The organism is Streptomyces sp. SCUT-3 (genome assembly GCF_014083985.1).
GTDB classification, from domain to species: domain Bacteria; phylum Actinomycetota; class Actinomycetes; order Streptomycetales; family Streptomycetaceae; genus Streptomyces_H; species Streptomyces_H thermolineatus.
Genome location: NZ_CP046907.1, coordinates 965887 through 989621 on the forward strand (window position 1 = coordinate 965887; position 23735 = coordinate 989621).

19 protein-coding genes are annotated in these 23735 nt (G+C 72.9%); 4 read left to right on the top strand and 15 right to left on the bottom strand.

The features are described from left to right. Positions 1 to 61: 61 nt before the first annotated feature. The 5 genes from GQS52_RS04275 to GQS52_RS04295 all read right to left on the bottom strand — a co-directional run bounded on the left by GQS52_RS04275 (position 62) and on the right by GQS52_RS04295 (position 7045). Positions 62 to 1144: an NlpC/P60 family protein gene (locus GQS52_RS04275; RefSeq protein ID WP_182311729.1), complete on the bottom strand. Its 1083-nt coding sequence runs from the start codon at positions 1142 to 1144 to the stop codon at positions 62 to 64. Between the two features lie 23 nt (positions 1145 to 1167). Then, positions 1168 to 1650 carry a poly-gamma-glutamate biosynthesis protein PgsC/CapC gene (locus GQS52_RS04280; protein ID WP_182311730.1) on the bottom strand — a complete coding sequence of 161 codons (483 nt, stop codon included), beginning with the start codon at positions 1648 to 1650 and terminating at the stop codon, positions 1168 to 1170. Further along, a complete protein-coding gene (pgsB, locus tag GQS52_RS04285; protein WP_182311731.1) occupies positions 1647 to 3419 on the bottom strand; it encodes a poly-gamma-glutamate synthase PgsB in 1773 nt (590 codons plus the stop codon). Before pgsB ends, GQS52_RS04280 begins: the two co-directional genes overlap by 4 nt. Before the next feature lie 6 nt (positions 3420 to 3425). Next, positions 3426 to 5672, bottom strand: a complete 2247-nt coding sequence (locus GQS52_RS04290; RefSeq protein WP_182311732.1) for a HAMP domain-containing protein — start codon at positions 5670 to 5672, stop codon at positions 3426 to 3428. Positions 5673 to 5878: 206 nt separating this feature from the next. Further along, positions 5879 to 7045, bottom strand: coding sequence for a CapA family protein (locus GQS52_RS04295; RefSeq protein ID WP_259371034.1), 1167 nt, complete (start codon positions 7043 to 7045; stop codon positions 5879 to 5881). Between the two features lie 143 nt (positions 7046 to 7188). Between GQS52_RS04295 and GQS52_RS04300 the strand changes: the two genes are divergently transcribed. Continuing rightward, complete coding sequence (locus tag GQS52_RS04300) at positions 7189 to 8091, top strand: hypothetical protein (RefSeq protein ID WP_182311733.1); 903 nt, start codon at positions 7189 to 7191, stop codon at positions 8089 to 8091. Positions 8092 to 8220: 129 nt separating this feature from the next. Here GQS52_RS04300 and GQS52_RS04305 read toward each other — a convergent pair whose 3' ends face one another. Together GQS52_RS04305 and GQS52_RS04310 are read right to left on the bottom strand one after the other, a co-directional pair. Then, positions 8221 to 8484 (bottom strand): DUF4873 domain-containing protein, encoded by a 264-nt coding sequence (locus tag GQS52_RS04305; protein ID WP_182311734.1) that lies wholly within the window; start codon positions 8482 to 8484, stop codon positions 8221 to 8223. 122 nt (positions 8485 to 8606) lie between these two features. Continuing rightward, positions 8607 to 9539: a serine/threonine-protein kinase gene (locus tag GQS52_RS04310; protein ID WP_182311735.1), complete on the bottom strand. Its 933-nt coding sequence runs from the start codon at positions 9537 to 9539 to the stop codon at positions 8607 to 8609. Between the two features lie 441 nt (positions 9540 to 9980). On the opposite strand from GQS52_RS04310, the gene GQS52_RS04315 reads away from it, so the two are divergent. The 3 genes from GQS52_RS04315 to GQS52_RS04325 all read left to right on the top strand — a co-directional run bounded on the left by GQS52_RS04315 (position 9981) and on the right by GQS52_RS04325 (position 15243). After that, positions 9981 to 11828 carry a glycoside hydrolase family 3 protein gene (locus tag GQS52_RS04315; protein WP_182311736.1) on the top strand — a complete coding sequence of 616 codons (1848 nt, stop codon included), beginning with the start codon at positions 9981 to 9983 and terminating at the stop codon, positions 11826 to 11828. Between the two features lie 89 nt (positions 11829 to 11917). Then, positions 11918 to 13282, top strand: a complete 1365-nt coding sequence (locus GQS52_RS04320) for a DUF1343 domain-containing protein (RefSeq protein WP_182311737.1) — start codon at positions 11918 to 11920, stop codon at positions 13280 to 13282. Positions 13283 to 13365: 83 nt separating this feature from the next. Then, complete coding sequence (locus GQS52_RS04325; protein ID WP_182311738.1) at positions 13366 to 15243, top strand: serine hydrolase domain-containing protein; 1878 nt, start codon at positions 13366 to 13368, stop codon at positions 15241 to 15243. Between the two features lie 167 nt (positions 15244 to 15410). On the opposite strand, the gene GQS52_RS04330 is transcribed toward GQS52_RS04325, so the two are convergent. The 8 genes from GQS52_RS04330 to GQS52_RS04365 all read right to left on the bottom strand — a co-directional run bounded on the left by GQS52_RS04330 (position 15411) and on the right by GQS52_RS04365 (position 23695). Continuing rightward, positions 15411 to 16115 (bottom strand): hypothetical protein, encoded by a 705-nt coding sequence (locus GQS52_RS04330; RefSeq protein ID WP_182311739.1) that lies wholly within the window; start codon positions 16113 to 16115, stop codon positions 15411 to 15413. Positions 16116 to 16282: 167 nt separating this feature from the next. Then, positions 16283 to 17575, bottom strand: coding sequence for an HTTM domain-containing protein (locus GQS52_RS04335; RefSeq protein ID WP_182311740.1), 1293 nt, complete (start codon positions 17573 to 17575; stop codon positions 16283 to 16285). Between the two features lies 1 nt (position 17576). Beyond that, positions 17577 to 18239: a DUF5819 family protein gene (locus tag GQS52_RS04340; protein WP_182311741.1), complete on the bottom strand. Its 663-nt coding sequence runs from the start codon at positions 18237 to 18239 to the stop codon at positions 17577 to 17579. 252 nt (positions 18240 to 18491) lie between these two features. Continuing rightward, positions 18492 to 19055, bottom strand: coding sequence for a hypothetical protein (locus GQS52_RS04345; RefSeq protein ID WP_182311742.1), 564 nt, complete (start codon positions 19053 to 19055; stop codon positions 18492 to 18494). 21 nt (positions 19056 to 19076) lie between these two features. Further along, a protein-coding gene (locus GQS52_RS04350; RefSeq protein ID WP_182311743.1) for an IS5 family transposase occupies positions 19077 to 19885 on the bottom strand; the annotation gives its coding sequence in 2 pieces (ribosomal slippage) (positions 19077 to 19537 and positions 19537 to 19885; 810 coding nt in all). A gap of 361 nt (positions 19886 to 20246) precedes the next feature. Further along, entirely contained in the window at positions 20247 to 21038 is a 792-nt protein-coding gene (locus GQS52_RS04355; protein WP_182311744.1) for a TSUP family transporter, read from the bottom strand. A 229-nt stretch (positions 21039 to 21267) separates the two neighbouring features. Continuing rightward, entirely contained in the window at positions 21268 to 22383 is a 1116-nt protein-coding gene (locus tag GQS52_RS04360; RefSeq protein ID WP_182311745.1) for a LuxR C-terminal-related transcriptional regulator, read from the bottom strand. 346 nt (positions 22384 to 22729) lie between these two features. Then, complete coding sequence (locus tag GQS52_RS04365; RefSeq protein WP_182311746.1) at positions 22730 to 23695, bottom strand: threonine/serine dehydratase; 966 nt, start codon at positions 23693 to 23695, stop codon at positions 22730 to 22732. Between the last annotated feature and the right edge of the window lie 40 nt (positions 23696 to 23735).

A 23735-nucleotide genomic window follows, 5' to 3' on the forward strand; every position in this document is an offset into this window, starting at 1 on the left:
CCGGCGTTCGGGTCCCCGGGGCCGTGCCGCCCGGCGCCCCGGTGTCCGGGGCGCCGGGGTGTCACAGGCGCTTCGCGCTGCGCAGCGTGGAGGCGTAGTAGCCGTTGCCGTCGAGCCGGGACGTGCCGCCCTTGTCCCCGATGGTCGGGCCGTTGACCTCCTCCCGGCTGGAGACGAAGATCTTGTGGCCGTCGGTGTCGTGGCCCATGTAGATGCCGACGTGGTCGAGCCGCTGCTTGGTGCGCGCGTCGAGCTTGAAGAAGACCAGGTCCCCGGGCTGCAGGACGTCGATCGTCTTCGGCCGGTCCTGCGGGGAGACACCCTTCAGCGGGATGACGTCCGTGCCGAGGCCGGAGCGGGCCATGCCGTTGGCGGTGCGGGGCAGGCCGTCCCCGACGCCGTCCTTGGCCATCAGCGGGTAGCGGGCCCGGTAGCCGAAGACGGTGCGGATGAACCCGGAGCAGTCCATGGCGCGGTACCGCTGCGTCTCCGGCTGCATGACGGTGCCGTCCCGGAAGGCGTAGGGAATGCCCAGGTAGTCGTAGAAGTCGGACTCCTCCAGGCGGAGGTCCGCGCCCTCCTTCCCGTCCGGGTTGAGCGGGCCGAAGTCGGCGTCGCCCGCGTAGGAGATCCCCTCGTCGTCCTGCTTCACCGGAGCCTGGTCGACGTACTGGAACGCCATCGCGAAGATGTCGTCCTCCTCGCTGCCGAAGTACTCCTTGAACCAGTCCTTGAACCACTTCTCCTTCTCCGCGCCGTCCCGCCACGGCTCCGGCATCAGCCGCACCCAGTTCTCGGTGACGACCCGGGACTTGGTGTTGGCGGCCTCGGTGAAGGTCCGGCTCGGGCCGGTGAGGGTGGCGGTGCGGGAACCGTCGGTGAAGGTCGCCAGCACCTGCCCCGACTCGTCCCGCAGGACCGAGCGGTCCGGGTTCCGCAGCCGCTCCCACGCCTGCGCGCCGGTGCGCTGCCCGGCGTTGGAGGACTTCAGGTCGGGCGTGTCGGTGACCGTCTGGACGGCGGCGGCCTTGGCCTGCTCGTCCTTGCGCAGCTCCACCGTGAAGTAGGCGCTGCCGGCGAGCAGGGCGAGCACGGTGGCGGCGTGCAGGGCGGAACGGGGACCGAACTTCTTCTTGCTGCTCATGGGATCAGCTCCGGTCGGACGGGTCAGGCGGACGGCATGACGCCGAGCAGGATCCCGGCGGTGAGGACGACGTAGTTCATGAGCGTCACCGAACCGGTGGCCAGGAGGGTGGCGCCCTTGGGCTGGCGGACCAGCTGGTAGGCGATCAGGCCGGGAACGATGAAGCCGAGCGTCTGGTTGGTGTACATCAGCGGGAACTGCTGCTGCAGGACGATCATCACCGTCGCCTGCAGGACCACTCCGGTCAGCACGACGGCCGCGAAGAGCCGCTTGCCGTACAGGATCACCATGCGCTGCAGCAGCAGGGTGGTGACGTAGGTCAGGACGGTGACGCCCACGACCATCGCGGCGCGCTGGAGGTCCTCGGCCAGGGTCAGGGCCAGCCAGCCGGGAGTGATCATCCCGCCCGGGGAGAGGTTGGTCGTCAGGTAGCAGACCAGGGAGAACAGCAGGCCCAGGGCGATGCCGACAGCTGCGATCTCAGGGGTGAGGACGGCGGGGATCAACGGGATTCTCCTGGGCTGTGCCACTGGTCGGGGTGCTGGAGGTTCTGGCGGAGCGCGCGGCGGCGGGCCTCGCGGGGGTTCGGCGGGTACGGCTCTTCCGCCGGGCCGTCGCCGGGCTCGTGAGCGGGCGACTCGTGAGCAGGCGGCTCGTGGCCCACCGACTCGTGGCCCACCGGCTCGTGGACCGGCTCGTGGACCGGCTCGTGGACCGGCTCGTCGATCGGGCCGCGGGGGTCGGCCGGCTGCTGCCGGTCGTACTCGCCGTGCCGGCCGGAGTCGTCGTACTGCTCGTACTGCGTGTACTGCTCGTACTGCTCGGGCACGTTGTGCTGCTCGTACTGCTCGGGGCCGTCGTACTGCGTGTACTGCTCGGGCCCGTCGTACTGCGCGTACTGCTCGGATCCGTCGTACTGCTCGTACGGCTCGCGCTCGGCGTACGGCCCGGGCGCGTCGGGTTCGGCGTACTGGTGGTGCGGCTGCTGGTATCGGGCCTCGTACGCCTCCGAGTAGGACTCGAACGGGTCGAGGTGGGGTGCGTACTGCTCGGGGCCGGGCGTTCCCGGGTCCTGCCGGGGGTCGTCCGGCTCGTCGTCGGCAGGCAGTTCCGCCAGGTGCTCCAGGAGCAGCTCGCCCTGGCCGTGGATGTTGCCGATGGCCACCATGGACGAATCCGGGCCGAGCCGGCCGAGCAGTTCGGCCGTCAGTGCCCCGGGGTCGCGGCGGTCGCCGCCGAGGTCGACGACGCGGGCGCGCCACTCGGCGGGTATCGCGTCCAGGGCGCTCTTGGTGGGGTGGCCGATGAGGAAGACCGTCTCGGGTGCCAGCTCGGGGACGATCTCGCCCATCTGCCCGTTGCGCTCGACCCGGTCGGGGCGGCAGTTGATGACGACGTTCAGCGGCCGGTGGATCGCGCCCAGGTCGAGCAGCTGGTTGATGTTCATCAGGGTGGACTCGGGGTCGTTGGCCGCGAAGACGTTGGCGAAGCGCAGCCGCTTGCCGTCCGGGGTGCGGTACCGCTCGACGGAGAGCACGCCCGGGTCCGGCGGGGCGTCGTACATGCCCTGCAGTGCGGTCCCGCGGTCCACGCCGAGGAGTTCGGCCACCGCCAGCGCGATGGCCACGTTCTCCTTGAAGGTGAACCAGCTGAAGCCGCGCAGCTCCTCGTCCGTGACGGTCTCCGGGTCGACGGCGATCAGCCGGCAGTCCCTGCGGTCGGCCTCCTCCTGGAGGATGTGCAGCCGGTCCTTCTCGGCGGTCACGCAGATGCCGCCCTCGGGCATGGAGCGGGAGAGCGAGCGCGCCACGTCGTCCAGGGTGGGGCCCATCTCGGCCAGGTGGTCCTCGCGGACGTTGCACAGCACGCCGATGGTGGAGCGGATCAGCTTGCTCTGGTTGATCTCCTGCAGGGCCGGCATGACGGCCATGCACTCGATCACCAGGGCGTCCGGGTGGTAGGTGGCGGCCCGCCGGACGATGCCGATCTGCTCGACCACGTTGGCGATGCCGAACTTGCGGTAGACCGGCTCCTCAGTGGCGTCGGGGTGGATGAACCGGGCGGCGGTGCCGGTGGTCTTGGCGACCGTGGTCAGTCCGCCGCCGCGCAGGGCGCCCGCGCACAGCCGGGTGATGGAGCTCTTGCCGCGGATGCCGTTGACCAGCACCCGGGTGGGGATGTGGTCGAGGTTGGCGAAGTGCCGCCGCTGCTCGAGGATGCCGGCGACCAGCAGGACGGCGCAGCACACCACGAGAACGGTGTAGAGGAATAGCACGGCCGATCAGTTCCTTCCGACCTGGTTCGCCCCGTCCCGCCGCTGCTGCTCCTGCAGCGCCTGCCGGATCAGTTCCAGGCTGCGGGTGACGGCGCCGACCTCGTCGTGGTGGCGCGGGTAGAGGACGGTGCGGCGGTCGCCGTCGGCGAGCGCCTCGGCCTGGCGGGCCAGCTCGCGCAGCGGGCGGACCACCACGATGTGCAGCCAGCCCAGGCAGGCCGCGGCCGCGGTCAGGCCGAGGATCCCGGCCAGGGTGGTGCGGTTCTGCATGCGGTACTCGGGGATGGCCAGGCCGTTGACCGGCTGCCAGCTGACCACCGTCCACCCGAGGGGCTTGGCCGCGCCTCCGCCCACGAAGGGCGCGGCGGCCGCCATCTGGACCTGTCCCCCGTCGCGGTAGAGGACGCCGCCGGGCCGCGGGCTCATGCCGACCTTGACGTTGGAGGCGTCCACGAGGACGTCGAGCCGCTCGGACGGCAGCTTCTCGAAGGCCAGGTATCCGGTGTTGCCCGCGATCACCCGCTTCTTGTCGTCGACCACCCGCACCTGGCCCAGGCCGGGCCGCCTGAGCAGCGAGTTGAGGAAGTCGATGCGGAACTCGCCGACCAGGGCGGCGCCCCGGCGGCCCGGGACCTCGGCGTACCCGACGACGGTGGGCTCCTTGGCCTCGTCGTCGAGGACGGTGATCGCATCGTCGCCGGGGCCGCGGCCCGCCGGGTGCTGCGGTTCCTCGCCCGCGCGGGCGAGGACCTCGCCGTCCGGGGAGAGGACGTACAGCGAGCGGTAGCGCAGGTGCTCGGCCGCGGTGCGTTCCAGGACGGTGGTCATGTCCTCGGCGGTGGTGCGGTCGCCGATGAGGGAGGCCACCGACACCAGGTCGGCGTGGCCCTCGTTGAGCGCCCGCCGCACCCGGTCGGTCAGGGTGTCGGTGCGCTCCCGCTGGTCGTTGACGAGCTGCTGGGGCACCACCGCGGTGGCGTCGGCCCGGTTGAGGACCAGGCCCAGCGGGACGGACCAGGCGGCCAGGAGGACCGCGCACACGATCAGCAGGCCGCGGATGCCGATCCTGCGGAGGCGCCCGCCGGCCGGGGGCGGCCCCCCGGGGGCGGCGCCGTCCCCGGCGGGGGCTCCGAGCATCTGCTGCCGCAGCCGTTCCAGGGCGTGCCCGATCCGTGCGGCCTCCCCGAACCTCGGCACGGTCACCGGCCGGCGCAGGTCGCCGCGGTTGAGGCGGCGGCTCTCCAGGAACAGCCGGAGCAGCGGGCGCTGCACGACGCCCAGCAGCAGGGTCACCGCGAGGGCCCCGATGACGAGCAGGGCGCCCGCGGCGGCGATCCCGAAGATCGGGTCGGTGGCGTGCGTGGCGCCCTCGGCGACGTTGACCATGGCCACGACGGTCAGGCCGAGGGAGGTGGCGTAGGTCGTCCCCCCGGGCTCGGGCGCGGTGAGGGTGGCGTAGCCGGCGGCGGCGAGGTCGCCCTGGAACTCGTCGCCGATCATGCTGCCGCTCACTCCGCGGAAGCCGCCGGAGCCGAACTCCTTGGTCTTCAGCGGATGGGTGGCGGCCTTCGCGGCGGCGGTCTCGGCGAACGCCTTCAGCTGCTTGTTGGACCGCGCGACCTCCTCCCGCTGCAGGTCGGTGAGGACCTGCTCCGGCTCGGGGATGCCGTCGCTGCTGAGGATCGTCCCCGTGGACTCGACGACGGCGATGGCGCGGAAGTCGCCGAGGCTGATGCCGGGGAAGCGCAGACTGGAGGAGGCGACCAGCAGCTGCTGGGGCTTCCCCTCCCAGGAGAGCAGCGCGAAGGACAGCAGGCGGGTCTCGCCGTTCTGCAGCCGGACCATCCGGGGGGCGAGCCCCCCTTCCTCGGACAGTTTGGTGCGGTCGATCGCGGTGAGGGGGAGGTTCTCGCCGCGGGCGGCGAGGAGCTTGCCGGAAGCGATCTCGACGACGGCGGTGCCGCGCCACTTCTGGTAGACGCTGCTGATCTTGTCGAGGACCGTGTCGGCCGAGACGGGGGCGGCCGCGTTGAACAGGCCGGCGGCCCGTTCGAGGTCGGTGACGCTCTCGTCCAGGGACGCGCGCAGGGCGATGGCGCCGTCCTCGGCGAAGTGCTGCTGCGAGGTCAGCACCGCCTCGGGGAGTCTTTCGTCGTTCGTTCCGCCGAGGCCGATGGCGGTGATGCCCGCCAGGGCGAGCAGCAGCGCAGACAGGACCGCGATGGGCGGGCGTATGCCGCCCAGCAGGGACATGTCCGCCCTTCGCCGGGTTTTGTGGCGCCGATTCGCGCGTGACGCGGTCAACGGGCGCTCCTTTTGCTGGGAGTGGTGTCGTACGGGTGGTGCCGCCGGTCGCACGGCGCGTGCGCGCGCACGCGCAAGCTCCCCCGCGGGTCACCGACCAGGGGTGACCCGCGGGCGCGGGAAATGGTTGTGCGATGTACGGGGAGTGTGAATTTTCACTCAGTGGGGCTGCTCAGCGGCTCGAGGCCGTCTTCGGCCGCGCCGCGGTTGAGCATGGTCCCCCGGGTGCGTTCGAAGGCGAGGCGATAGCGGGAGCGCTGCTCCTCGGAGAGCCCCTTGCCGTCGCGCAGTGCCGCGGCGACGTCCAGCAGCCGGTGGTCGCCCACCGCGGCCGGCTCCTTGTCGTCGGCGGTGTCGGCGGTGTCGGCGAGCGCGGCGTTCTCCTCGTCCGGGGGGATGTCCACGAACGTGGGGACGTAGCGGGCCTGCACGTCCCACTCGCCGCCCCGCTCGGTGAACTCGAACCAGCCGATGACGCCCTCCTCGGTCAGGCCGGTGGGGACGTCGTGCCGGGCCAGCTGGTTCCCCAGGCCGTAGGCGATCCAGGTGCCGTCGACCTTCTCCATGGGCTGCACCACGTGGGCGTGGTGCCCGATGATCAGGTCGATCCCGGTCTCCCGGGCGAGCCGGCGACCCAGCTCCAGCTGGGAGGTGCTCGGTTCGGGCCGGTGCTCGCGTCCCCAGTGGATGCTGAGGATCACGACCTCGGCGCCGGCCTTGCGCGCCGCCCGCTCGGCGGCGGCGATCCGGTCGAAGGAGATCTCGTTCGCCAGCCACGGCTTGTCCTCGGGCACCTCGCGGCCGTTGAAGCCGAAGGCGAAGGACAGCTGGGCGACCTTGACGCCCTTGACGTCCAGGACGAGCGGGGTCTCGGCCTCCTTGCGGCTGCGGGCCGAGCCGGTGTGCTTCAGGCCCGCCTTGTCGAGGGTGTCCAGCGTCCGCTTCACGCCGGCCTCGCCGTGGTCGAGGGTGTGGTTGGAGGCGGTGGAGCAGGTGTCGTAGCCGATGTTCTTGATCGTCGTGGCGATCTGCGGCGGCACGAGGAAGTCCGGGTAGCTCTGGAAGGGGCCCTCGGGCTCTCCCAGGACCGGCTCCATGTGGCACACGGCCAGGTCGGCCCGGCTGATGACGGGCCGCACCCCCTCCATGATCGCGTCGAAGTCGTAGCCCCCGCCGCCCTCGGCCGCGGCGTCCTTGGCCGCCTGCTCCGTGAGCTGCGGGTGAATGAGGATGTCCCCGGCGGCGGCGACGGTGAACGACGGCCCGCCCGGCGCGGCGGCTCCGCCCTCTTCCGAGGGGCCGCACCCCGCCACGGCCCCCACGACGATCGCAAGGGCGGCGACGCACGCCCTGCCTGAACGGCCAGACTCTCTCTTCACCGCAGTATTGTCATACGATCATGGGTTCGGTTTTCGCCAAGAGGATAACGATTGCGGTATCAATAACGGTCGCAATCGTACTTTTGGTGTTTGCAACAGGCCTGTGGCGGGAACACGGCGGCGGCCGATCGGCCGGTCTGCCGACAGGGCGGTACCCCGGCGTCGACCTCGAGGAGCGGATCACCGCGTTCACCTCCGGCCTCGACCGGCACGGCAGGTACCGGCAGCCCGACCGCGAGGAGCGGCGGGCCGCCGCCGAAGGACTCGGCCTCCTCCTCGACGGCCGTCCCCGGGAGGCCGGGAAGCGGCTGGCCGGGGCCGGCCTGCACCTGACCGGCCTCACCGACCGGGCCACCGGCCGCAGGTACGCCGAGATCTCCGAAGCAGCCGACACCGGCGACAGCGACAGCGGCGGGGGGTCCGTACGCGGCTGGGGCCGCGCCTACGTCGACCTGAGCGCCCCGGCACGGTGGTCGGTGCAGGTGCCGCACCCCGTGGCCGACACCGACAGCGAACGGCTCGGCGTCGGCGTGCTGCGGGGAGCGTCCGGCGGCGTCCTGGTCCTGGCCGGCGCGCACCGGGAGGCGGGCGAGGACGGCGCGGCGGACGTGGCGCACCGCCGCGACACGGTCTTCCACGCACTCTGCGACGAACTCGTCGACCGGCGGATGCCGGGCATCCAGGTGCACGGGTTCGCCGACGACTCCGTGCCGGGCACCGACGCGGTGGTCTCCACCGGGCGCGGCCGGCACGGACTGCCGCAGGCCCGCGGCCTGGCGCGCGCACTGCGCGCGCAGGGGCTGGAGGTGTGCCGGGCCTGGGCGCGCTCGTGCGAACTGGAGGGACGGACCAACGTGCAGGGACGCCGGGCCGCCGCCGAGGAAGTGCCCTTCCTGCACCTGGAGTTCAGCCGCAGCGTGCGGACGGACCGCGAGCGGACCGAGCAGGTTGCCGCCGCGACGGCAGCCGTGGCGGCCGACTGGTCGTGACGGCCGCCGTGACCGGCCGGTGGAGGACCGCCGTGCGGCGGTGTCCGGGGGCCGGGGGCCGGCGCCCACTGCAGTGGAGCCCCGGAGGACAGGCCGTGGTGCCGCCCCCGGCCGGGGGGGCGGCCCCCGTCAGAACGGGGCGGGGCCGCCGCCGGTGACCTTCAGGAATCCCGTGGGGTCCACGTCGGAGACGACCACCCGTCCCTCCCGTCCGTCGGGCATCCGCAGGCGCAACTCCTCGCCCCGGTACGCCTTCCAGAAGACGTCGGGCGAGGCCTCGATCCATCCCGACCAGCTCTTCCCGTCCCCGGAGGCACGGGCCTGGAGTTCGGCCTCGGTCGCGTTCCCGACGCCGTCGACGAGGAACGTCGCCGGGCCCTGATAGGTGCTCATGCGACGATTCTGCACGGCGGCACTGACAATGCCCCCGCCCGCGCTCCGGGCACCGTCGCCGAAGCCCCTCGCCGCCCGACCGGCGGCTGCGCCGCCCGGCCTCACCGCCCGGCCGTGCCCGGTCACCACGGGTAGGGGGCCAGGGGGTGGCGGAAGGGGCGCCGGGGGTCCTCGGGCGGCTCACGCTCCAGCGCCCGGGGTCCCGTTTCGGTGACGGGCAGGAAGGGGCCCAGGCGGGCGTACGCCTCGGCCGCCGTGGCGGGGCGGTCGGCGCGGTCCTTGGCGAGCAGGTCCAGGATCAGTTTCTGCAGGTCGTCGTCGACGTCGACGCCCAGGTCGTACAGCAGCGGCGGCGGCTCGCGCAGGTGGTGCCGGAGCAGGCGGACGGGCCCGTCGGGCGGGAAGGGCGGGGAGCCGGCGAGCATGTGGTGCAGCAGGCAGCCGACCGCGTACAGGTCGCTGCGGCCGTCGAGGTCGGGCGCGCCGACCAGGAGTTCCGGGGAGGCGTACAGGGGGTTGCCGAGGTTCTCGCCCGCGGTGGTGAGGGTGGCGGCGGTGTCACCGCCTATCAGCTTGGCCAGGCCGAAGTCGAGGATCTTCACCAGCCCGTCGCGGCGCACCATGATGTTGGCCGGCTTGAGGTCGCGGTGGACCAGACCGACCTCGTGCGCGCAGGCCAGGCCCGCGAACAGTTGGGCGGCTGTCGCGGCCGCCGCCTGCACGGGGAACGCCCCGCGCTCGTCCAGCAGGTGGTCCAGGCTTCCGCCGGTGACCAGCTGGACGACCATCCAGCAGGTGCCGTCGGTGGCGCCCGCGTCGTGGACGGCGGCGATGTTGGGATGGTCCAGACGGGCGACGGCGCGGGCCTCGCGCCGCAGCTGGCGCATCAGGGGCTCCGTGTCGGCGCCCGACACCAGCAGGGCGGTGCGCACCGTCTTGACCGCGACCGGGCGCTCGAGGACGAGGTCACGTCCCTGCCAGACCTCCGTCGTCGTCCCGCGCCCCAGGGGGACGTCCAGCCGGTAGCGGTTCCCGAGCACGGCGCCCGGTTCCATGCGCACCTCCTACGTCTCCTGCGTCGCGGCAGCCGCCCGCTCTCCTGCCCCGCCCGCCGGGGCGAATACCGACGGTCACCGGTCCTTCACGTTCGGACTCCCGCCGCGGGGATCCGGGACCGGGGCCGGGACCGGCACCGGGGCCGGGGCAGCACGCGGGAAACACCCCGTCGGCGGGTTCCGCAACGGGCCTCCAGGTCCTACCGTTGAGCGCCATGACCGGGCGAGGGGCCTGCGGCGGCCGTCCCCTCGTCCCGGTCCGCCTCTGCGCTCCGCGCCGCCGCGCCCGACCGGCACCTCCCGCACTTCCTGCTCCTCCTGCACTTCCTGCTCCTCCCGCACTTCCTGCTCCTCCTGCACTCCCGCACTCCCTGCTCCTCCTGCACCCCGCACCTCCCGAACGCGCTCTCCCGCAGGTCACGCCGACGAACGGAGACAACGATGCGGAACACGACGCTCAGACGCCTGGTGACGGGGCCGGCCGTCGCGGGGTTACTGCTGGCACCCGCCGTACTGCCCGCGGGCGGCGCGAACGCCGCCCCGGTCGACGCCGGGGCCGTGGCCTCCGCCGTACCCGCCCCCGGCCGCTCCGACGACGCGCGCACGCGCGGAGCGGTGATGCGCACGCTGCAGCGCATGACGCTGGAGGAGAAGGTGGGCCAACTGCTGGTCACCTACGCCTACGGCGACCGGGCGGACACCGCGGACCCGGCCGCCGTCGCCGCCAACCGGCGCATCCACGGCGTGGACAATGCCGAACAGCTGATCGAGAAGTACCACGTGGGCGGGATCGTCTACTTCGCCTGGTCCGGCAACGTGAAGGACCCACGGCAGATCGCCGGACTGTCCAACGGCCTGCAGCGCGCCGCCGCCGGGCAGCGCGTGCCCGTGCCGCTGACCGTCGCCACCGACCAGGAGTACGGGGTGGTCTACCGGGTCGGCCCGCCGGCCACCCAGTTCCCCGGCGCCATGGCGCTGGGCGCGGGACGCAGCACGGCCGACGCCCGCCGGGCGGCGGCCGTCGGAGGCGCCGAGCTGCGCGCGCTCGGCGTCAACCAGGACTACGCCCCCGTGGCCGACGTCAACGTCGACCCGGCCAACCCGGTGATCGGGGTGCGCTCCTTCGGCGAGGACCCGGGCCTGGTGGCCACCATGGTCGCCGCGCAGGTGGACGGCTACCAGGACTCGGGCGTCTCGGCGACCGCCAAGCACTTCCCCGGGCACGGCGACACCTCGGTGGACAGCCACACCGGGCTGCCGGTGATCGACCACACCCGCGAGGAGTGGGAGCGCATCGACGCGCCGCCGTTCCGGGCGGCGGTGCGGGCCGGCGCGGACTCGATCATGACGGCGCACATCGTCGTGCCGCACCTGGACCCGTCGGGCGACCCGGCCACCCTGTCCGAACCGGTGCTCACCGGCCTGCTGCGCGAGGAGCTCGGCTACGACGGGGTGATCGTCACCGACTCCCTGGAGATGGCCGGGGTGCGGCAGAAGTACGGCGACGACCGGGTGCCGGTGCTGGCCCTGAAGGCCGGCGCCGACCAGCTGCTCATGCCCCCGGACACCGCCGTGGCCCGCGACGCGGTGCTGGAGGCGGTCCGCAGCGGCGAGCTGACGGAGCGGCGGATCGACGAGTCGGTGTACCGGGTGCTGCGGATGAAGTACCGCAACGGCCTGTTCGGCGAACGCTACGTGGACCCGGACGCGATCGGTTCGGTGGTGGGCACCGGCGAGCACCTCGCGACCGCGCAGCGGATCGCCGACCGCACCACCACGCTGCTGCGCAACGACGACGGCCTGCTGCCGCTGGCCCCGGGCCGCCGCTCCGTCCTGGTCACCGGCTGGGGGGCGGCCACCACCTCCCACCTGGCCTCCGCCCTCGAACGGCGCGGCGCGGACACCGAGGTGGCGGAGACCGGCACCTCCCCCACGCAGGCCAAGATCGACGCGGTCGCCGACGAGGCGGCCGGCCACGACCTCGTGGTGGTGGCCACCAACAAGGCGGCCGGCAGCGCCGCCCAGCAGCGGCTCGTCGCGGCCCTGGAGGCCTCCGGCACACCGGTGGCCGTCCTCGCCGTCCGCGACCCGTACGACGTCGCGCACCTGCCGGACTCCGGCACCTACCTGGCGACCTACTCCTACGCGCAGGTGTCGCTGGAGTCGGCGGTCAAGGTCCTCTTCGGCGAGGTGCAGCCGCACGGGAAGCTGCCGGTCACCGTGCCGAAGGCCGACCCGTCGCAGGGCGCGTTGTACCCGTACGGCTTCGGCCTCGGCCTGCCGGGCTGAGACCGGGCGGCGGCGGCCCGGCCGGAGTCCGGCCGGGCCGCCGCCGCCCGCCGCTGCTCCCGCCCGCCCCACCGTCACGGAGGTACGCATTGAGCCTGTCCAGAAGGAGCCTTCTCGCCGGAGCCGGAGCCGCTGCGGGTGCCGCAGTCGCCACCGCGGCCGGCACGCCGTCCGCCTCCGCCGCGGCGGCCGGCACCGCGGACGCGACCGGCACCGCGGACGCGACCGGCACCGCGGACGCGACCGGTACCGCACACGCAGCCGGCCGGCCGGCGGGCGGCCGCCGGGTGCGCACCGGCTTCGAGGTCCTGGCCGCCGACGGCTACGCCCTCCTGGCGGGGCAGCGCGTCGGCATCGTCACCAACCCCACCGGCGTCACCGCCGGCCTGCGCCACGTCGTGGACGTGATGCACGCCGACGAACGCGTCAACCTGATCGCGGTGTTCGGCCCCGAGCACGGCTTCCGCGGCACCGCGCAGGCCGGCGGGTCGGAGGGCCGTTACGACGACCCGGCGACCGGCCTGCCGGTGTACGACACCTACCTCAAGAGCGGCCGGGCCCTCGCCGACGTCTTCACCGCCTCCGGCGTGGACACCGTCGCCTTCGACATCCAGGACGCCGGGGCCCGCTTCTACACCTACATCTGGACCCTCTTCGACTGCATGGTCGCCGCCGCCACGGCCGGCAAGCGCTTCGTCGTCCTGGACCGCCCCAATCCGATCACCGGCCGCGACGCCTCAGGCCCCGTGCTCGACCCGGCGTACGCCACCTTCGTCGGCCGCCGGCCGATCGCCCAGGCGCACGGCATGACCGTGGCCGAGCTCGCCCTGCTGTTCAACGCCGCCTTCGTGCCCGAGGCCGCCGGGCGGGCGGTGGACCTGGAGGTCGTGCGCACGGCGGGCTGGCGGCGCGGCGACTTCTTCGACGACACCGGGCTGCCCTGGGTGCCTCCCAGCCCCAACATGCCCACCCCCGACACCGCCCTGCTCTACCCGGGCACCTGCCTGTTCGAGGGCACCAGCCTCTCCGAGGGCCGCGGAACCACCCGGCCGTTCGAGCTGATCGGCGCGGAGGGCGCCGACGGCCGCTGGGCGGCCGCGCTCAACGAGGCCGGGCTGCCCGGCGTGCGCTTCCGCGAGGCGTACTTCACCCCCACCTTCTCCAAGTTCGCCGGGAAGACGGTCGGCGGGGTCCAGGTCCACCCGACCGACCGGGACGCCCTCGACGCGGTGCGCACCGGCATCGCGATGCTCGTCACCGCCAAGCGGCACGTCCCCGGTTTCGCCTGGCGCTCCGACAACTGGATCGACAAGCTCACCGGCTCCGACCGGGTGCGCCGGCAGATCGACGCGGGCGCGGGCACGGACGAGGTGGTCGGCGCCTGGCAGGAGGAACTGGACCGCTTCCGGGCCCTGCGCCGCGAGCACCTGCTCTACCCCGCCCCACGCCCCTGAACCCGCCCGTCCCCTGCCCCTTGCCCGCACCACCGGACACGCCCCTCCCCCGGAAGGGGCGGCCCGACGATGGAGGTTTCCGCATGGGAGTCCCTGGAGTCCCGCGCCGCTCCGCCCGGCTGCTCCTACCGGTGATCGCCGTAGCGCTGCTCGCCGCCGGCCCGTGGGGCTCCCCCGCGGGCGCCGCACCCGCCGGTGACGGCCCCGCGCCCGCCGCGCCCACCGCCGCCGCCGCGACTTCCCCGGCCCTGTCCGGTGTCCCGGACGGCCCCGGCGGCCCGCCCGTCGTCGACGGCGGGGACCTGCGCTTCCCCCGCACCGCCCGCGTGCTGCGCACGGGCAGCCCCGCCGAGGCCGGGCTGCTGGCCGGCCCGGTCTCCCGGATCGGCCCCGACGTCGCCGCCGGCCTCGCGCCCTCCTCCGGGCGGCCGCTGTACGCGGGCGCGGTGGTGCTGGCCGCCCGGGACGGGGTGATCGTCGAGGAGAGCGCCGTCGGGCACGCCCTGCGCTACGCGGACTCCGCCCCCACCGAACTGCCGGCGGACCAGCAGGTGGCCATGCGCACCGACAGCGTCTTCGACCTCGCCTCGGTCTCCAAGCTGTTCACCTCACTGGTCGCGGTGCGGCTGGCGCAGGACGGGCGGCTGGACCTGGACGCGCCGGTGGCCTCCCGCCTCCCCGCCTTCGCCGCGCAGGGCAAGGAGGACGTCACCGCCCGGCAGCTGCTCACCCACACCTCCGGGCTGCCTGCCTGGCTGCCCCTGTGGCGGGACTGGCCCACGCCGCGGGAGCGCGTCGCCGCCGTGTACGCGGTGAAGCCGGTCGCCGCCCCCGGCGAGCGGTACCTCTACTCCGACCTGAACATGATCACCCTGGGCGAGCTCGCCGAGGAGGTGGCCGGGAAGCCGCTGGACACCCTGGTGGCCGACCTGGTCACCGGCCCGCTGGGCATGGAGGACACCGGATACAACCCTCCCGCCGCGAAGCTGCACCGGACCGTCGCCACCGAGTACCAGTCGGCGGCGACGACCGGCCGGGGCATGGTCCGCGGCAGCGTGCACGACGAGAACGCCTGGTCCCTGGGCGGGGTCGCGGGGCACGCCGGGGTGTTCTCCACCGCCCGCGACCTGGCGGTGCTGTGCCAGGCGCTGCTCAACGGCGGCGAGTACGGCGGGCGGCGCATCCTGTCCGAGGACTCGGTGCGGCTGCTGTTCACCGACTTCAACGGCGCGTTCCCGGCCGACGGGCACGGGCTGGGCTTCGAGCTCGAGCAGTGGTGGTACATGGACGCGATGTCCTCGCCCGTGACCGCCGGGCACACCGGCTACACCGGCACCTCGCTGGTGATCGACCCGCTCTCGCGCACCTTCGCGATCCTGCTGACCAACCGGGTGCACCCCAGCCGCGACTGGGGCGGCATCAACCCCGTGCGCCGGGCGGTCGCCCGAGACCTGGCTCTGGCCGTGCCCGTGCGGCCCGAACGCGGCCCCACCTCCTGGTACTCGGGCACCGGCCCGGACCGCGACGCCGTCCTCACCCTGCCCCTGGACGGCGGCGACGGCGGAACACCCGCCGGGCAGGGATCCGCCCTCGCCTTCTCCCTCTGGTACGACACGGCCCTGGACCGCGTGCCCGACACCGCCTCGGTGGAGTCGTCCGCCGACGGCGGGCGGACCTGGTCGCCGCTGCCGCTGTCCCTGCGCGCGGGCGGACACCGCTGGACGGACGACGACGGCACACTGTCCGGCCCGGGCGGCCGCCGCTGGCTCGACGCACGGGCCGACCTGCCGGCCGGCACCACCCACGTCCGCTGGCGGTACGCCACCGACGGCCTCTACGAGGGCCGCGGGGTGTACGTCGACGCGGTGCGCGTGCACGGCGGAGGGCTGCACCTCGACGGGGAACGCCCGGCCGGCGCGGCCGCGTTCCGGCCCGACGGCTGGGCGCCGAGCACCGGCTGAGGCCGGCCCGCCACCGGGCACACCCGGCCGGGCCCGGGACCTCCGGGGCCCCGCGGCCCTCGGGGCCCCGCGGCTCTCGAGGCCCCGCAGCTCCCGGGGTCCTGCGGCTCCCGGGGCGGCACGACGACCGCCCCGGGAGCCGCAGGACCCGGCAGGCCGCGCGGGGCTCAGCCGGCCAGCTTCGCCCTGACGGCCTTGACCAGCGCCGTCTCCTGCTCGGTGTTCAGGAAGGCGTCGCCGGTGGTGGAGGTGGCCACCAGGCTGATCCGATCGCCGTCGCGGACGGCGAGGACGTCCTCGGCGCGCACGCGGGCGCCGCCGGCCCGGTCGGCCAGGCCGACGTGGTGCACGGTGGCGCCGTCGGCGGTGCTGGTGGTGCGGTACTCCACCACCAGGGTGCCGCCGCGGGCGTCCAGCGCCTCGGCGCAGCCGGTGAGCCAGCCGGCGATCTCCCGCTCGGCGCGGGCGGCGGAAGCCGCGTCCGGGTACTGCAGGGCGGCCTGGGCCGCCCGGGCGTCCAGGCCACGGAAGGCCCGCTGCTGCTGCTCAATGGCGCCGGTGGACGCCAGGCTGTTCTGCTGGCAGGCGAAGAGCGCCTGCTCCTCGCCGGGGTAGGTGGCCTCGGTCCGCCACTGGCCGAAGGCACCTTCGCCCTCCGGCAGTTCGGCGGCCTCGAGCAGCGTTCCGGCGAGAGGAGCGCCGGCAGTGGGGGTGCCGACGGTGTGGGGCGCGGTGGCGGGCGGGGCGGTGACGGCCTGCCCGCCGGTGGTGCGGTCGGCCGCCGCGGCGGGTGCCGCGACCGCGACGGCCGCGGCCAGGAGCGCGGCGCCGACGGCCGCGACGGCGGCCGTTCGGCGCATGGGGGGACGCATGAAGGAGGATCTCCGTTCTCTTCGGGACGGGTGCGGCGGGGCGGGTGCGCACACGCCTGCGCGCGGCGCCCCGCCCTGCCGCATGCTCCCTCCTACAAGATCACAGAACGGCCCCCGCCCGTCGGGCCGTCCGCGTTCCGGTCCTCCCGACCGCCCGGAGAACGCCATCAGGAAGGAACGACAACTCCCTTTTCCGGAGGACTTGTTCGCACGGCGCCGCGTACGCGTTCCCGCATCCGCCGGGCCGCGTCCGTGCAGCGGTCCCCCAGCAGGAGCAGGAAGGCGGTGGGCAGGAACACCGCGTCGCACACGATCGCGGCCAGCGACAGGAAGGGAATGCCGAGAACGACCGCGATCCCCAGGTGCTCGAGCATCATCACGGGGATGAGGACGTTCTTGACCTTCCGGTTGAGCACCACGAACGGGAACGCCACCTGCAGGATCACCGTGCCGTAGGTCAGGGCGAGGACGACCACCATGTTCGCCGCGAGGAGCCCTGCCAGCCAGGGCCAGGGGGAGAACTCCGGCAGGTGCAGCGGGTAGTGCAGTGCGGTGCCGTCCTGCCAGCGAGAGCCCTGGATCTTGTACCAGCCGGCCGTGGCGTAGATGAGGCAGACCTGGACGGCGATCACCAGCATCGCGCAGTTGTGGAGCATCGCGGCGGTGTCGTCCAGCAGGGCGCGGGCCCGGTGGCGGGGGAAGCGGCGGCAGGCCAGCCACCACAGCCCGTGGACGGCCCACAACCCCCACAGCACGGCGTTCCAGCCCGTCGCGCTGAAGCCGAGCACCCACAGGAGCGCCAGGCCGACGGCCTGCCACATCAGGAAGCCCGCCCGGTCCCGTCCGGGGTCGTCCCCGAGACGCCGGCTGCGGCGTGCGTCCAGCGACCAGACCCGGGCGCAGCGGGTGAACACCAGGTAGATCACCATCACCTGCAGGATGTTGTCCCCGCCGTCGGTCACCTGGGTGTTGCGGTTGACCAGGGACAGCACCCCGACCATGAGGAGGACCGAGGTGGCCCTGGTGCGCCAGCCGAGCATCAGCAGCACGGCCACGGCGACGGTCCCGTGGTAGACCAGTTCGAACCACCACCGCCCGCTCCACCAGGTGAGGACGGTGAAGCCGCCCGTCTCCGCGAGCAGGCGGCCGGCCATGTCCAGCGCCCACGGACTGCGGTCCCCGTACAGCACGCGGCGGTGGGGCCACTCGCGCACCAGGAAGGCCGCGACGACGAACCCGATCCCGATGCGGAAGGCAGCGGCCTGGTACGGGGCGTGGGTGCGGGAGGCGAAGGCCGCGAGGCGCGCCGCCCTGCCGGCGAGGCCCCTGGAGCCCCGCGCGGAGGAGGCGTGCTCCGCGGCGGGCGGTTCCCCGGGGCCGGGGACGGAGGCGGGGGAAGTCCCCGCAGGGGCCGAGGGTGCGGGTACGGCGGGTGTCGCCGCGGCACGTCCGATGTTCACTTCACAGTCCTCTGCAGTCCGCTTCGTCCACCTGCCACCAGGGCAGCGTCGCCCGGCGCGTCTTCTCCTCGGGGCCCTCCTTGCTCCAGGCGGGGTCCGGCACCGGGACAGCCCGCACGCGGAACTGGATGCCTGCGGGCCGGACACCACCCGTTCCGGCGCCGAGGCGCTGGAGCCCGATCCGCTTGAGGTACTCGGCGGAGAGCTCGCCGTTCGTCCCGACCGGTCTGCCGCTCTTCCCGTCGTGCGACTGGTAGTAGAAGTCCCAGGCGCGCCGGAGCATGTTCTGGTGAGCATGGCTGGGCAGCGGGTTGTGGTGGACGGCCGCGTCGTCCCGGGCCGTGAGGTTCACCCACGGTCCGATCCGCGGTTCGCCGCCGCTCCCGGCGGTGAGCAGCCGGGCTTCGATCACGTTCTTCTGCTGGAGCGGGTTCGGCGCGAACAGCTGCCAGTACTGGCCGAACTCGGGGTGGACGTAGCCGTTGATCTGCTTCTGGTACCTCGTCGTGAGCGCGTTGGCGGGTGCGATGCTCAGGAAGAGCATCGCGAAGTGCCACAGCGCGACTGCCAGCAGCACGGCGGCGATCGCGATCGACACGGCGAGGGAGCGGGGGGACCGTGCGGGTGCGACCACGCCGGTCCGGCTCTCGGTGGACTGTTCCAATGATGCTCCTGGTGCTCCGCGGCCATGGTGCCCGCCGCACGGAAGGGCGTGGGGCAGCGGCTGCATACTCGGCGCTTTTGATACCGTGACGCCGATTCATTTCTTCAGTTCTTCAATTCTTTGGCCCGCAGACTCTTCCGGCGGTCGACGCTCGCGTGCGAGCGTCGACCGCCGGAAAAGGTCTGACCATCAGTCCCCGACGCCCGGGAGAGGCGTCAGTGCAACATCGACCGCTGCGGGTGTTCCGTCTCCTCAGAGGAGCCCGAGCAGACCACCGTTCCCGTTGCCGTTGTTGCCGTTGTTGCCGTTGTTGCCGTTGTTGCCGTTGTTGGCATTGTTGCCGTTGTTGGCATTGTTTCCGTTGTTGGCGTTGTTGCCGTTGTTGGCGTTGTTGCCGTTGTTCCCGTTCCCGTTCCCGTTGCCGCCGTTGCCGCCGTTGCCGCCGTTGCCGCTGCCCATCAGGTGGAGGTTCAGCGACGGGTTGTAGGACTCGTCCTTCGGGGAGTTACAGGGGCCCATCATGGCCGTGCAGTTGTTGTTGAAGTCGAACAGCTGGAAGTGGTGGCCCGGGTCCTTGTCGTCCCTCCTGTCCCTGCCCTTGTGGTCCCTGTGGCCCTTGTGGCCCTTGCCGTACTTGTCCTTGCCGTACTTGTCCCTGGAGTCCTTGTCCCGGTCGTGGCGGTCGTAGCCGTGGTCCCGGTCGTAGCCGTGGTCGCGGTCGTACCCGCGGTCGTCGTCGTAGCCGTACCAGTCGTTCGTGTCGGCCGTGGCCATGCCGCCGAAGAGCATGGCGCCCGCGACCGAGGCACCGACCACTGTTACGAGCTCGTAACACGATCATGAGTTGGCCTTCTTGAGGCGTCTCCAGCAGATGAGGCTGCAGGCGAGGGAGACGAAGGCGTCGTGGAGCTCGGTGCGGCGTTCCCAGCGGACGGCGAGGCGCTTGAACTGGTGGAGGAGGGCGAAGGTCTGCTCGACGACGTAGCGGAGCTTGCCCAGGCCCTTGATGTTAGGCCTGCCCTTGCGGGAGATGACCGGCAGGATCCGGCGTTTGCGCAGTTCGCGGCGGTTGGGGTTGGAGTCGTAGCCCTTGTCTCCGAGGAGGGCCTCGGGGCGCCGGCGGGGTCGGCCCGGGCGGCCGGCGACGGGTGGGACTCCGTCGACCAGGGCGAGGGTCTGGGTGACGTCGTTGACGTTGGCCGCGGTGGTGATGACCTTGAGCGGGGTGCCGCGTCCGTCGCAGATCAGGTGGTGTTTGCTGCCCGTCTTCCGCCGGTCGACCGGCGACGGACCGGTGTCGGCTCCCCCTTTTTGGCGCGGACGTGGGAACCGTCGACGCATGCTCTGGACCAGTCCAGCTCGCCGGCCGCGTGCAGCCTGGCGAGCAGGACGCGGTGCAGTTGGTCGAAGACTCCGGCCTGTTGCCAGCGCTCGAGGCGCCGCCAGCAGGTCTGACCAGAGCCGAACCCCAGCTCAAGGGGGAGCAGTTGCCAGGCGATGTCGTTGTACAGGACGTAGAGGATGCCCTGCAGGCACAGCCGGTCCGGCACGGGCCGTGGACCGGGAGCCTTCTCGGGCCAGGGTGGCAGGAGCGGCTCGATCAGCGCCCACAGGTCATCGTCCACGATCCACGGCCGGGTAGTCACACCCTCTCGAACGGCCGAATCGTCACACCGGGCACGGCCTACCAGGGCAGTTCAACAAGATCGTGTTACGAGCTCTACGCGAAGAGCCCGAAGCATCGGACTGCCTCCTTGATGCACAGGGCCGACCGCGTGAACACCCGTGCTCGCGATCGGCGGATTTGGAAGATCTTGGCGATTTGCCGTGTGTCATCTTCCCGAGCGGGCGTTCCCGCACCGTGGCTCCGAGAGCCGGTCTCCTTCGTTCAGCCGCACGATCTCATCCGGACGACGGAAGGAGCCTCCTCCGAAAGGGACGGTGTCCCGGTCGGCGCGAATCCCGTGAGGGCCAAATCTTTCGAAGGGCCGTCACCGTGCTCACGGATCAGGCGAACTGGTCGTAGCCGAGGCGCACGACCATGACCGCGACCACCACCAGCAGCACCACCCGCACGAAGCCGCTGCCGCGGGCCATCGTCATCCGAGCCCCGACGAGCGCTCCGGCCACGTTGAACAAGGACATGCCCAGGCCGAGCATCCACAGCACGTGCCCCTGCGCGGCGAAGACCAGAAGGGCGCCGAGGTTGGTGCCGACGTTGATCATCTTGACGGTGGACAGGGCCCGTATGAACTCCAGTCCCAGCAGGGTGGTGAAGGTGACGATCAGAAAGGTGCCGGTGCCCGGTCCGACGAGCCCGTCGTAGAAGCCGATGCCGGTGCCCGCCCCCAGGGTCAGCCACGCGGCACGGCGCCGCTGCGGGGCTCCGCGGTGGGCGTCCTCGCCCTCCTCGGCCGTGCGCGTCGTCCCGAACCCGGGTCGCAGCAGCACGAAGCAGGCCACCGCGACCAGGAGCACCAGGATCACCGGGCGCAGGAAGTCGGAGGACACGGCGGAGGCGACCAGCGCTCCGACGGCGGAGCCGGCCACGGCCGCGCCGCCGCCCACCACGACCACCTCGGGCACGAGCGGGTGCTTGCGCCGGTAGGCCAGGGCCGCGGCCAGCGTGCCGAGAGTGGCGGCGAGTTTGTTGGTGCCGAGCACCGAGGCCACCGGCAGCGAGGAGCCGCCTATGAGCAGCGCGGGCAGCTGGAGCAGGCCTCCCCCTCCGACCACGGCGTCGATCCAGCCCGCCAGAGCGGCGACGGCCAGCAGCGCCAGGACAACTTCCCATTCCATGGATGCGGTCATTCCCTCTGGGCTGGAGCGGCTGCTGCCGCCGGGGCCGTGCCGACAGCACGGCCGGACACGCGCACAGCCGCCGGTCGAAGAACGGCGGACGCACCGTGGGGCACGTCCGCCCTCATTCTTCCGGCCCTCCAGCGCCCCTCAACGTCCTCGGCCGTGCGGCTTTGCGCCTGGCGGAAAGACGCCGGGGTCCCGTCGGGGGAGGAAACGCGCCGTCAGGTCACGGCGCGGCCGAGGAGCAGGACGCCGCCGGGACACGGGACCGGGCCGACGGCTTCGTCCCGTCCCCGGCCGGTTCCGTCTCCCCGGTGAGACGCGCTTCCCCGGCCGGCCGTACGCCTCCGACCGGGTCGCCGGCCCCGGCCGGGTGGAAGTCCCCCACCAAACCGTAGCGGTGGATGAGATAACCCGCCTGGAGCCGGTTGGCGGCGCCGAGCCGCTCCACGATCCGGGAGACCCGGCGCTGCAGGGTGCGCAGGGAGATGCCGAGCCGACGGGCGATCAACCGGTCGGCCTCACCGCTGACGAGCAGCCGCAACAATGCCTGGTCGACCTCCTCGGAGACCGACCGCAACTGGTCGCGGCAGCGGTCGACCGGGAACGGTTCGGCGGCGAGCCAGACGTGCTCGAAGGCGCTGACGACGAAGTCGACGATGTTGGGCTCGCGGACCACCACGGCCCCGGACGTGCCGTCGGTGAGGGGGAGGACGGCCACTTTCCGGTCGAAGACGATCAGCCGCATCAGGCTGGCGCCGGTGGTGCGCACTTCGCCCCCGAGGCCGGACAGGCGCTCGACGTAGGCAGTGGTGGGCAGGTGGAAACGTGCCGGGTGCTGGTAGACGGTGCGCATCCGCACACCCCGGCGCAGCATGTCCTCGTCCCGGTCGGCCGCTTCCGTCAGGACTTCGACGCTGCGGCCGCCTCCCGGCTGGGCGGTCAGGACTTCCTCGCCGCACCGCGCGGCCTGCAGGGCAAGCATGTCCCTGACGTCGTCGAGATCGGCGACGACCTGCAGGCCGTCGCGTTCGCGGTCCCGTCCGCGGCTGCGTGCGTAGACCGGCAGCAGTCCCTGGATCTCGTGGCGCAGGTGGTCGATCTCCTCCATGCGCCGTCGCAGTTCGTTCTCCGCGGGGGTGACGGCGAGCGCCGCGGCCGAGTCGGGGCTGACCACGGCATACTGCTCCCCTGCCTCGTCCAGGGTGCGCAGCAGGCGCATCTCCAACAGGCGGCGCACGGAGGCCGCGGCGTGATCGCGGGGCACTCCCAGTGCCGCCACCAGGGTGTCGAGGTCCCACGTCTCGCAGTTCGCGGCGTATTCGTAGACACGGAAGTCCATGTCACGGAGAAGGACATTCCTCGGACGTAAGGTTTTGAGTTCAAGCATTTTCCGTCAGCGCCCCCAGGTCTTTTCCTACGGAACGCATCGTGGCATGCACCGACGGTGGCGACGGGACGGTTTCTCCCGCTCGTAGACTGCTCATATTCTCGCGTTCACCAACCCCCTTCCTGCACCGGGCGGCGCCCTGCCCGCCGCGCACCGGAGCGGTCGCCCCGCGGCGATGGCGTCCACGGCGATCCGGCGGCCGCCGGCGAGCGCGACCACCACCGCCGAGCGGGCCGGCGCGGGACCGGGGGCGGCGGAGTGGGTGCGATCCACGGACACAGGGCATCGTCTCCTCGGATCAGCAGGTCTCCGCGGCCAGGACCGCCCGCAGATCCTCGGGGTGGATGTTGCCTCCGCTGACGACGGCCACGTAGGTGTCGGCGGGGGGCAGTTCGGCACGGTGGAAGAGATACGCCGCCGTGGCGACGGCGCCCGAGGGCTCGGCGACCATGCGGGCGCGGGCTGCCAGGAAGGCCGTCGCCCGCCGGATCTCCTCCTCGGTGACGGTGATGATCCCGTCCGCGTACGCGCGCACGTGGCGCCAGGTCAGCGCGCCCAGGGCGGGTGCGCGCAGTCCGTCGGCGGCGGTGCGCGCCGTCTCGGCCGCCGTCCAGGCCACGAGACGGCCGGTGCGGAAGCTCACGGCCGCGTCGCCGGCCAGGGCCGGCTCCGCCCCGACCACCCGGCAGGCCGGGCGCAGCAGTTTCACCGCCGCGGCGACGCCGGACAGCAGGCCGCCACCTCCGACCGGGACGATCACCGTGGCGTCGGCCGGCAGGTCCTCCACGATCTCCAGCCCGACGGTCCCCTGGCCCGCGATGACGTGGAGGTCGTCGTACGGGGGCACCAGGACGCGTCCGAGTCCGGCGGCCAGCGACTCCGCGGTGGAGCGGTACTCCCCGGCCGGCACCAGGATCACTTCCGCCCCGAGTGCGCGCACGGCCGCCGTCTTCACCCGCGCCGCGGTGTCGGGCATCACCACCGTGCAGGGCACGCCGAAGACGCGAGCCGCGTGGGCCACCGCCTGCGCGTGGTTGCCGCTGGAGTGGGCCACGACGCCCGCCGCCCGCACCGCCCCGTCCAGGGAGGCGACGTGGTGGAAGGCACCCCGGAGCTTGAAGGAGCCGGTGGGCTGAAGGTTCTCCGGCTTGAGCAGCAGGGGGTGCTCCCGGTCCGCGAGCCGCAGGAGCGGGAGGCGGACGGCGACGCCGTCGAGGACGGCGCGGGCACGCTGCAGGTCGGCACGGGTGACGAGTGCGCTCATGGGCTCTCCCGGTTGTCGGAACCACTGGTCGTGGACGAGT

What these genes read in the sequence shown, in the direction of transcription:
- GQS52_RS04275 (WP_182311729.1), bottom strand. Translation starts at nt 1,144, where the DNA reads ATGAGCAGCAAGAAGAAGTTCGGTCCCCGTTCCGCCCTGCACGCCGCC.
- GQS52_RS04290 (WP_182311732.1), bottom strand. Translation starts at nt 5,672, where the DNA reads ATGTCCCTGCTGGGCGGCATACGCCCGCCCATCGCGGTCCTGTCTGCG.
- GQS52_RS04305 (WP_182311734.1), bottom strand. Translation starts at nt 8,484, where the DNA reads ATGAGCACCTATCAGGGCCCGGCGACGTTCCTCGTCGACGGCGTCGGG.
- GQS52_RS04310 (WP_182311735.1), bottom strand. Translation starts at nt 9,539, where the DNA reads ATGGAACCGGGCGCCGTGCTCGGGAACCGCTACCGGCTGGACGTCCCC.
- GQS52_RS04315 (WP_182311736.1), top strand. Translation starts at nt 9,981, where the DNA reads ATGCGGAACACGACGCTCAGACGCCTGGTGACGGGGCCGGCCGTCGCG.
- GQS52_RS04325 (WP_182311738.1), top strand. Translation starts at nt 13,366, where the DNA reads ATGGGAGTCCCTGGAGTCCCGCGCCGCTCCGCCCGGCTGCTCCTACCG.
- GQS52_RS04330 (WP_182311739.1), bottom strand. Translation starts at nt 16,115, where the DNA reads ATGCGTCCCCCCATGCGCCGAACGGCCGCCGTCGCGGCCGTCGGCGCC.
- GQS52_RS04355 (WP_182311744.1), bottom strand. Translation starts at nt 21,038, where the DNA reads ATGGAATGGGAAGTTGTCCTGGCGCTGCTGGCCGTCGCCGCTCTGGCG.
- GQS52_RS04360 (WP_182311745.1), bottom strand. Translation starts at nt 22,383, where the DNA reads ATGGACTTCCGTGTCTACGAATACGCCGCGAACTGCGAGACGTGGGAC.
- GQS52_RS04365 (WP_182311746.1), bottom strand. Translation starts at nt 23,695, where the DNA reads ATGAGCGCACTCGTCACCCGTGCCGACCTGCAGCGTGCCCGCGCCGTC.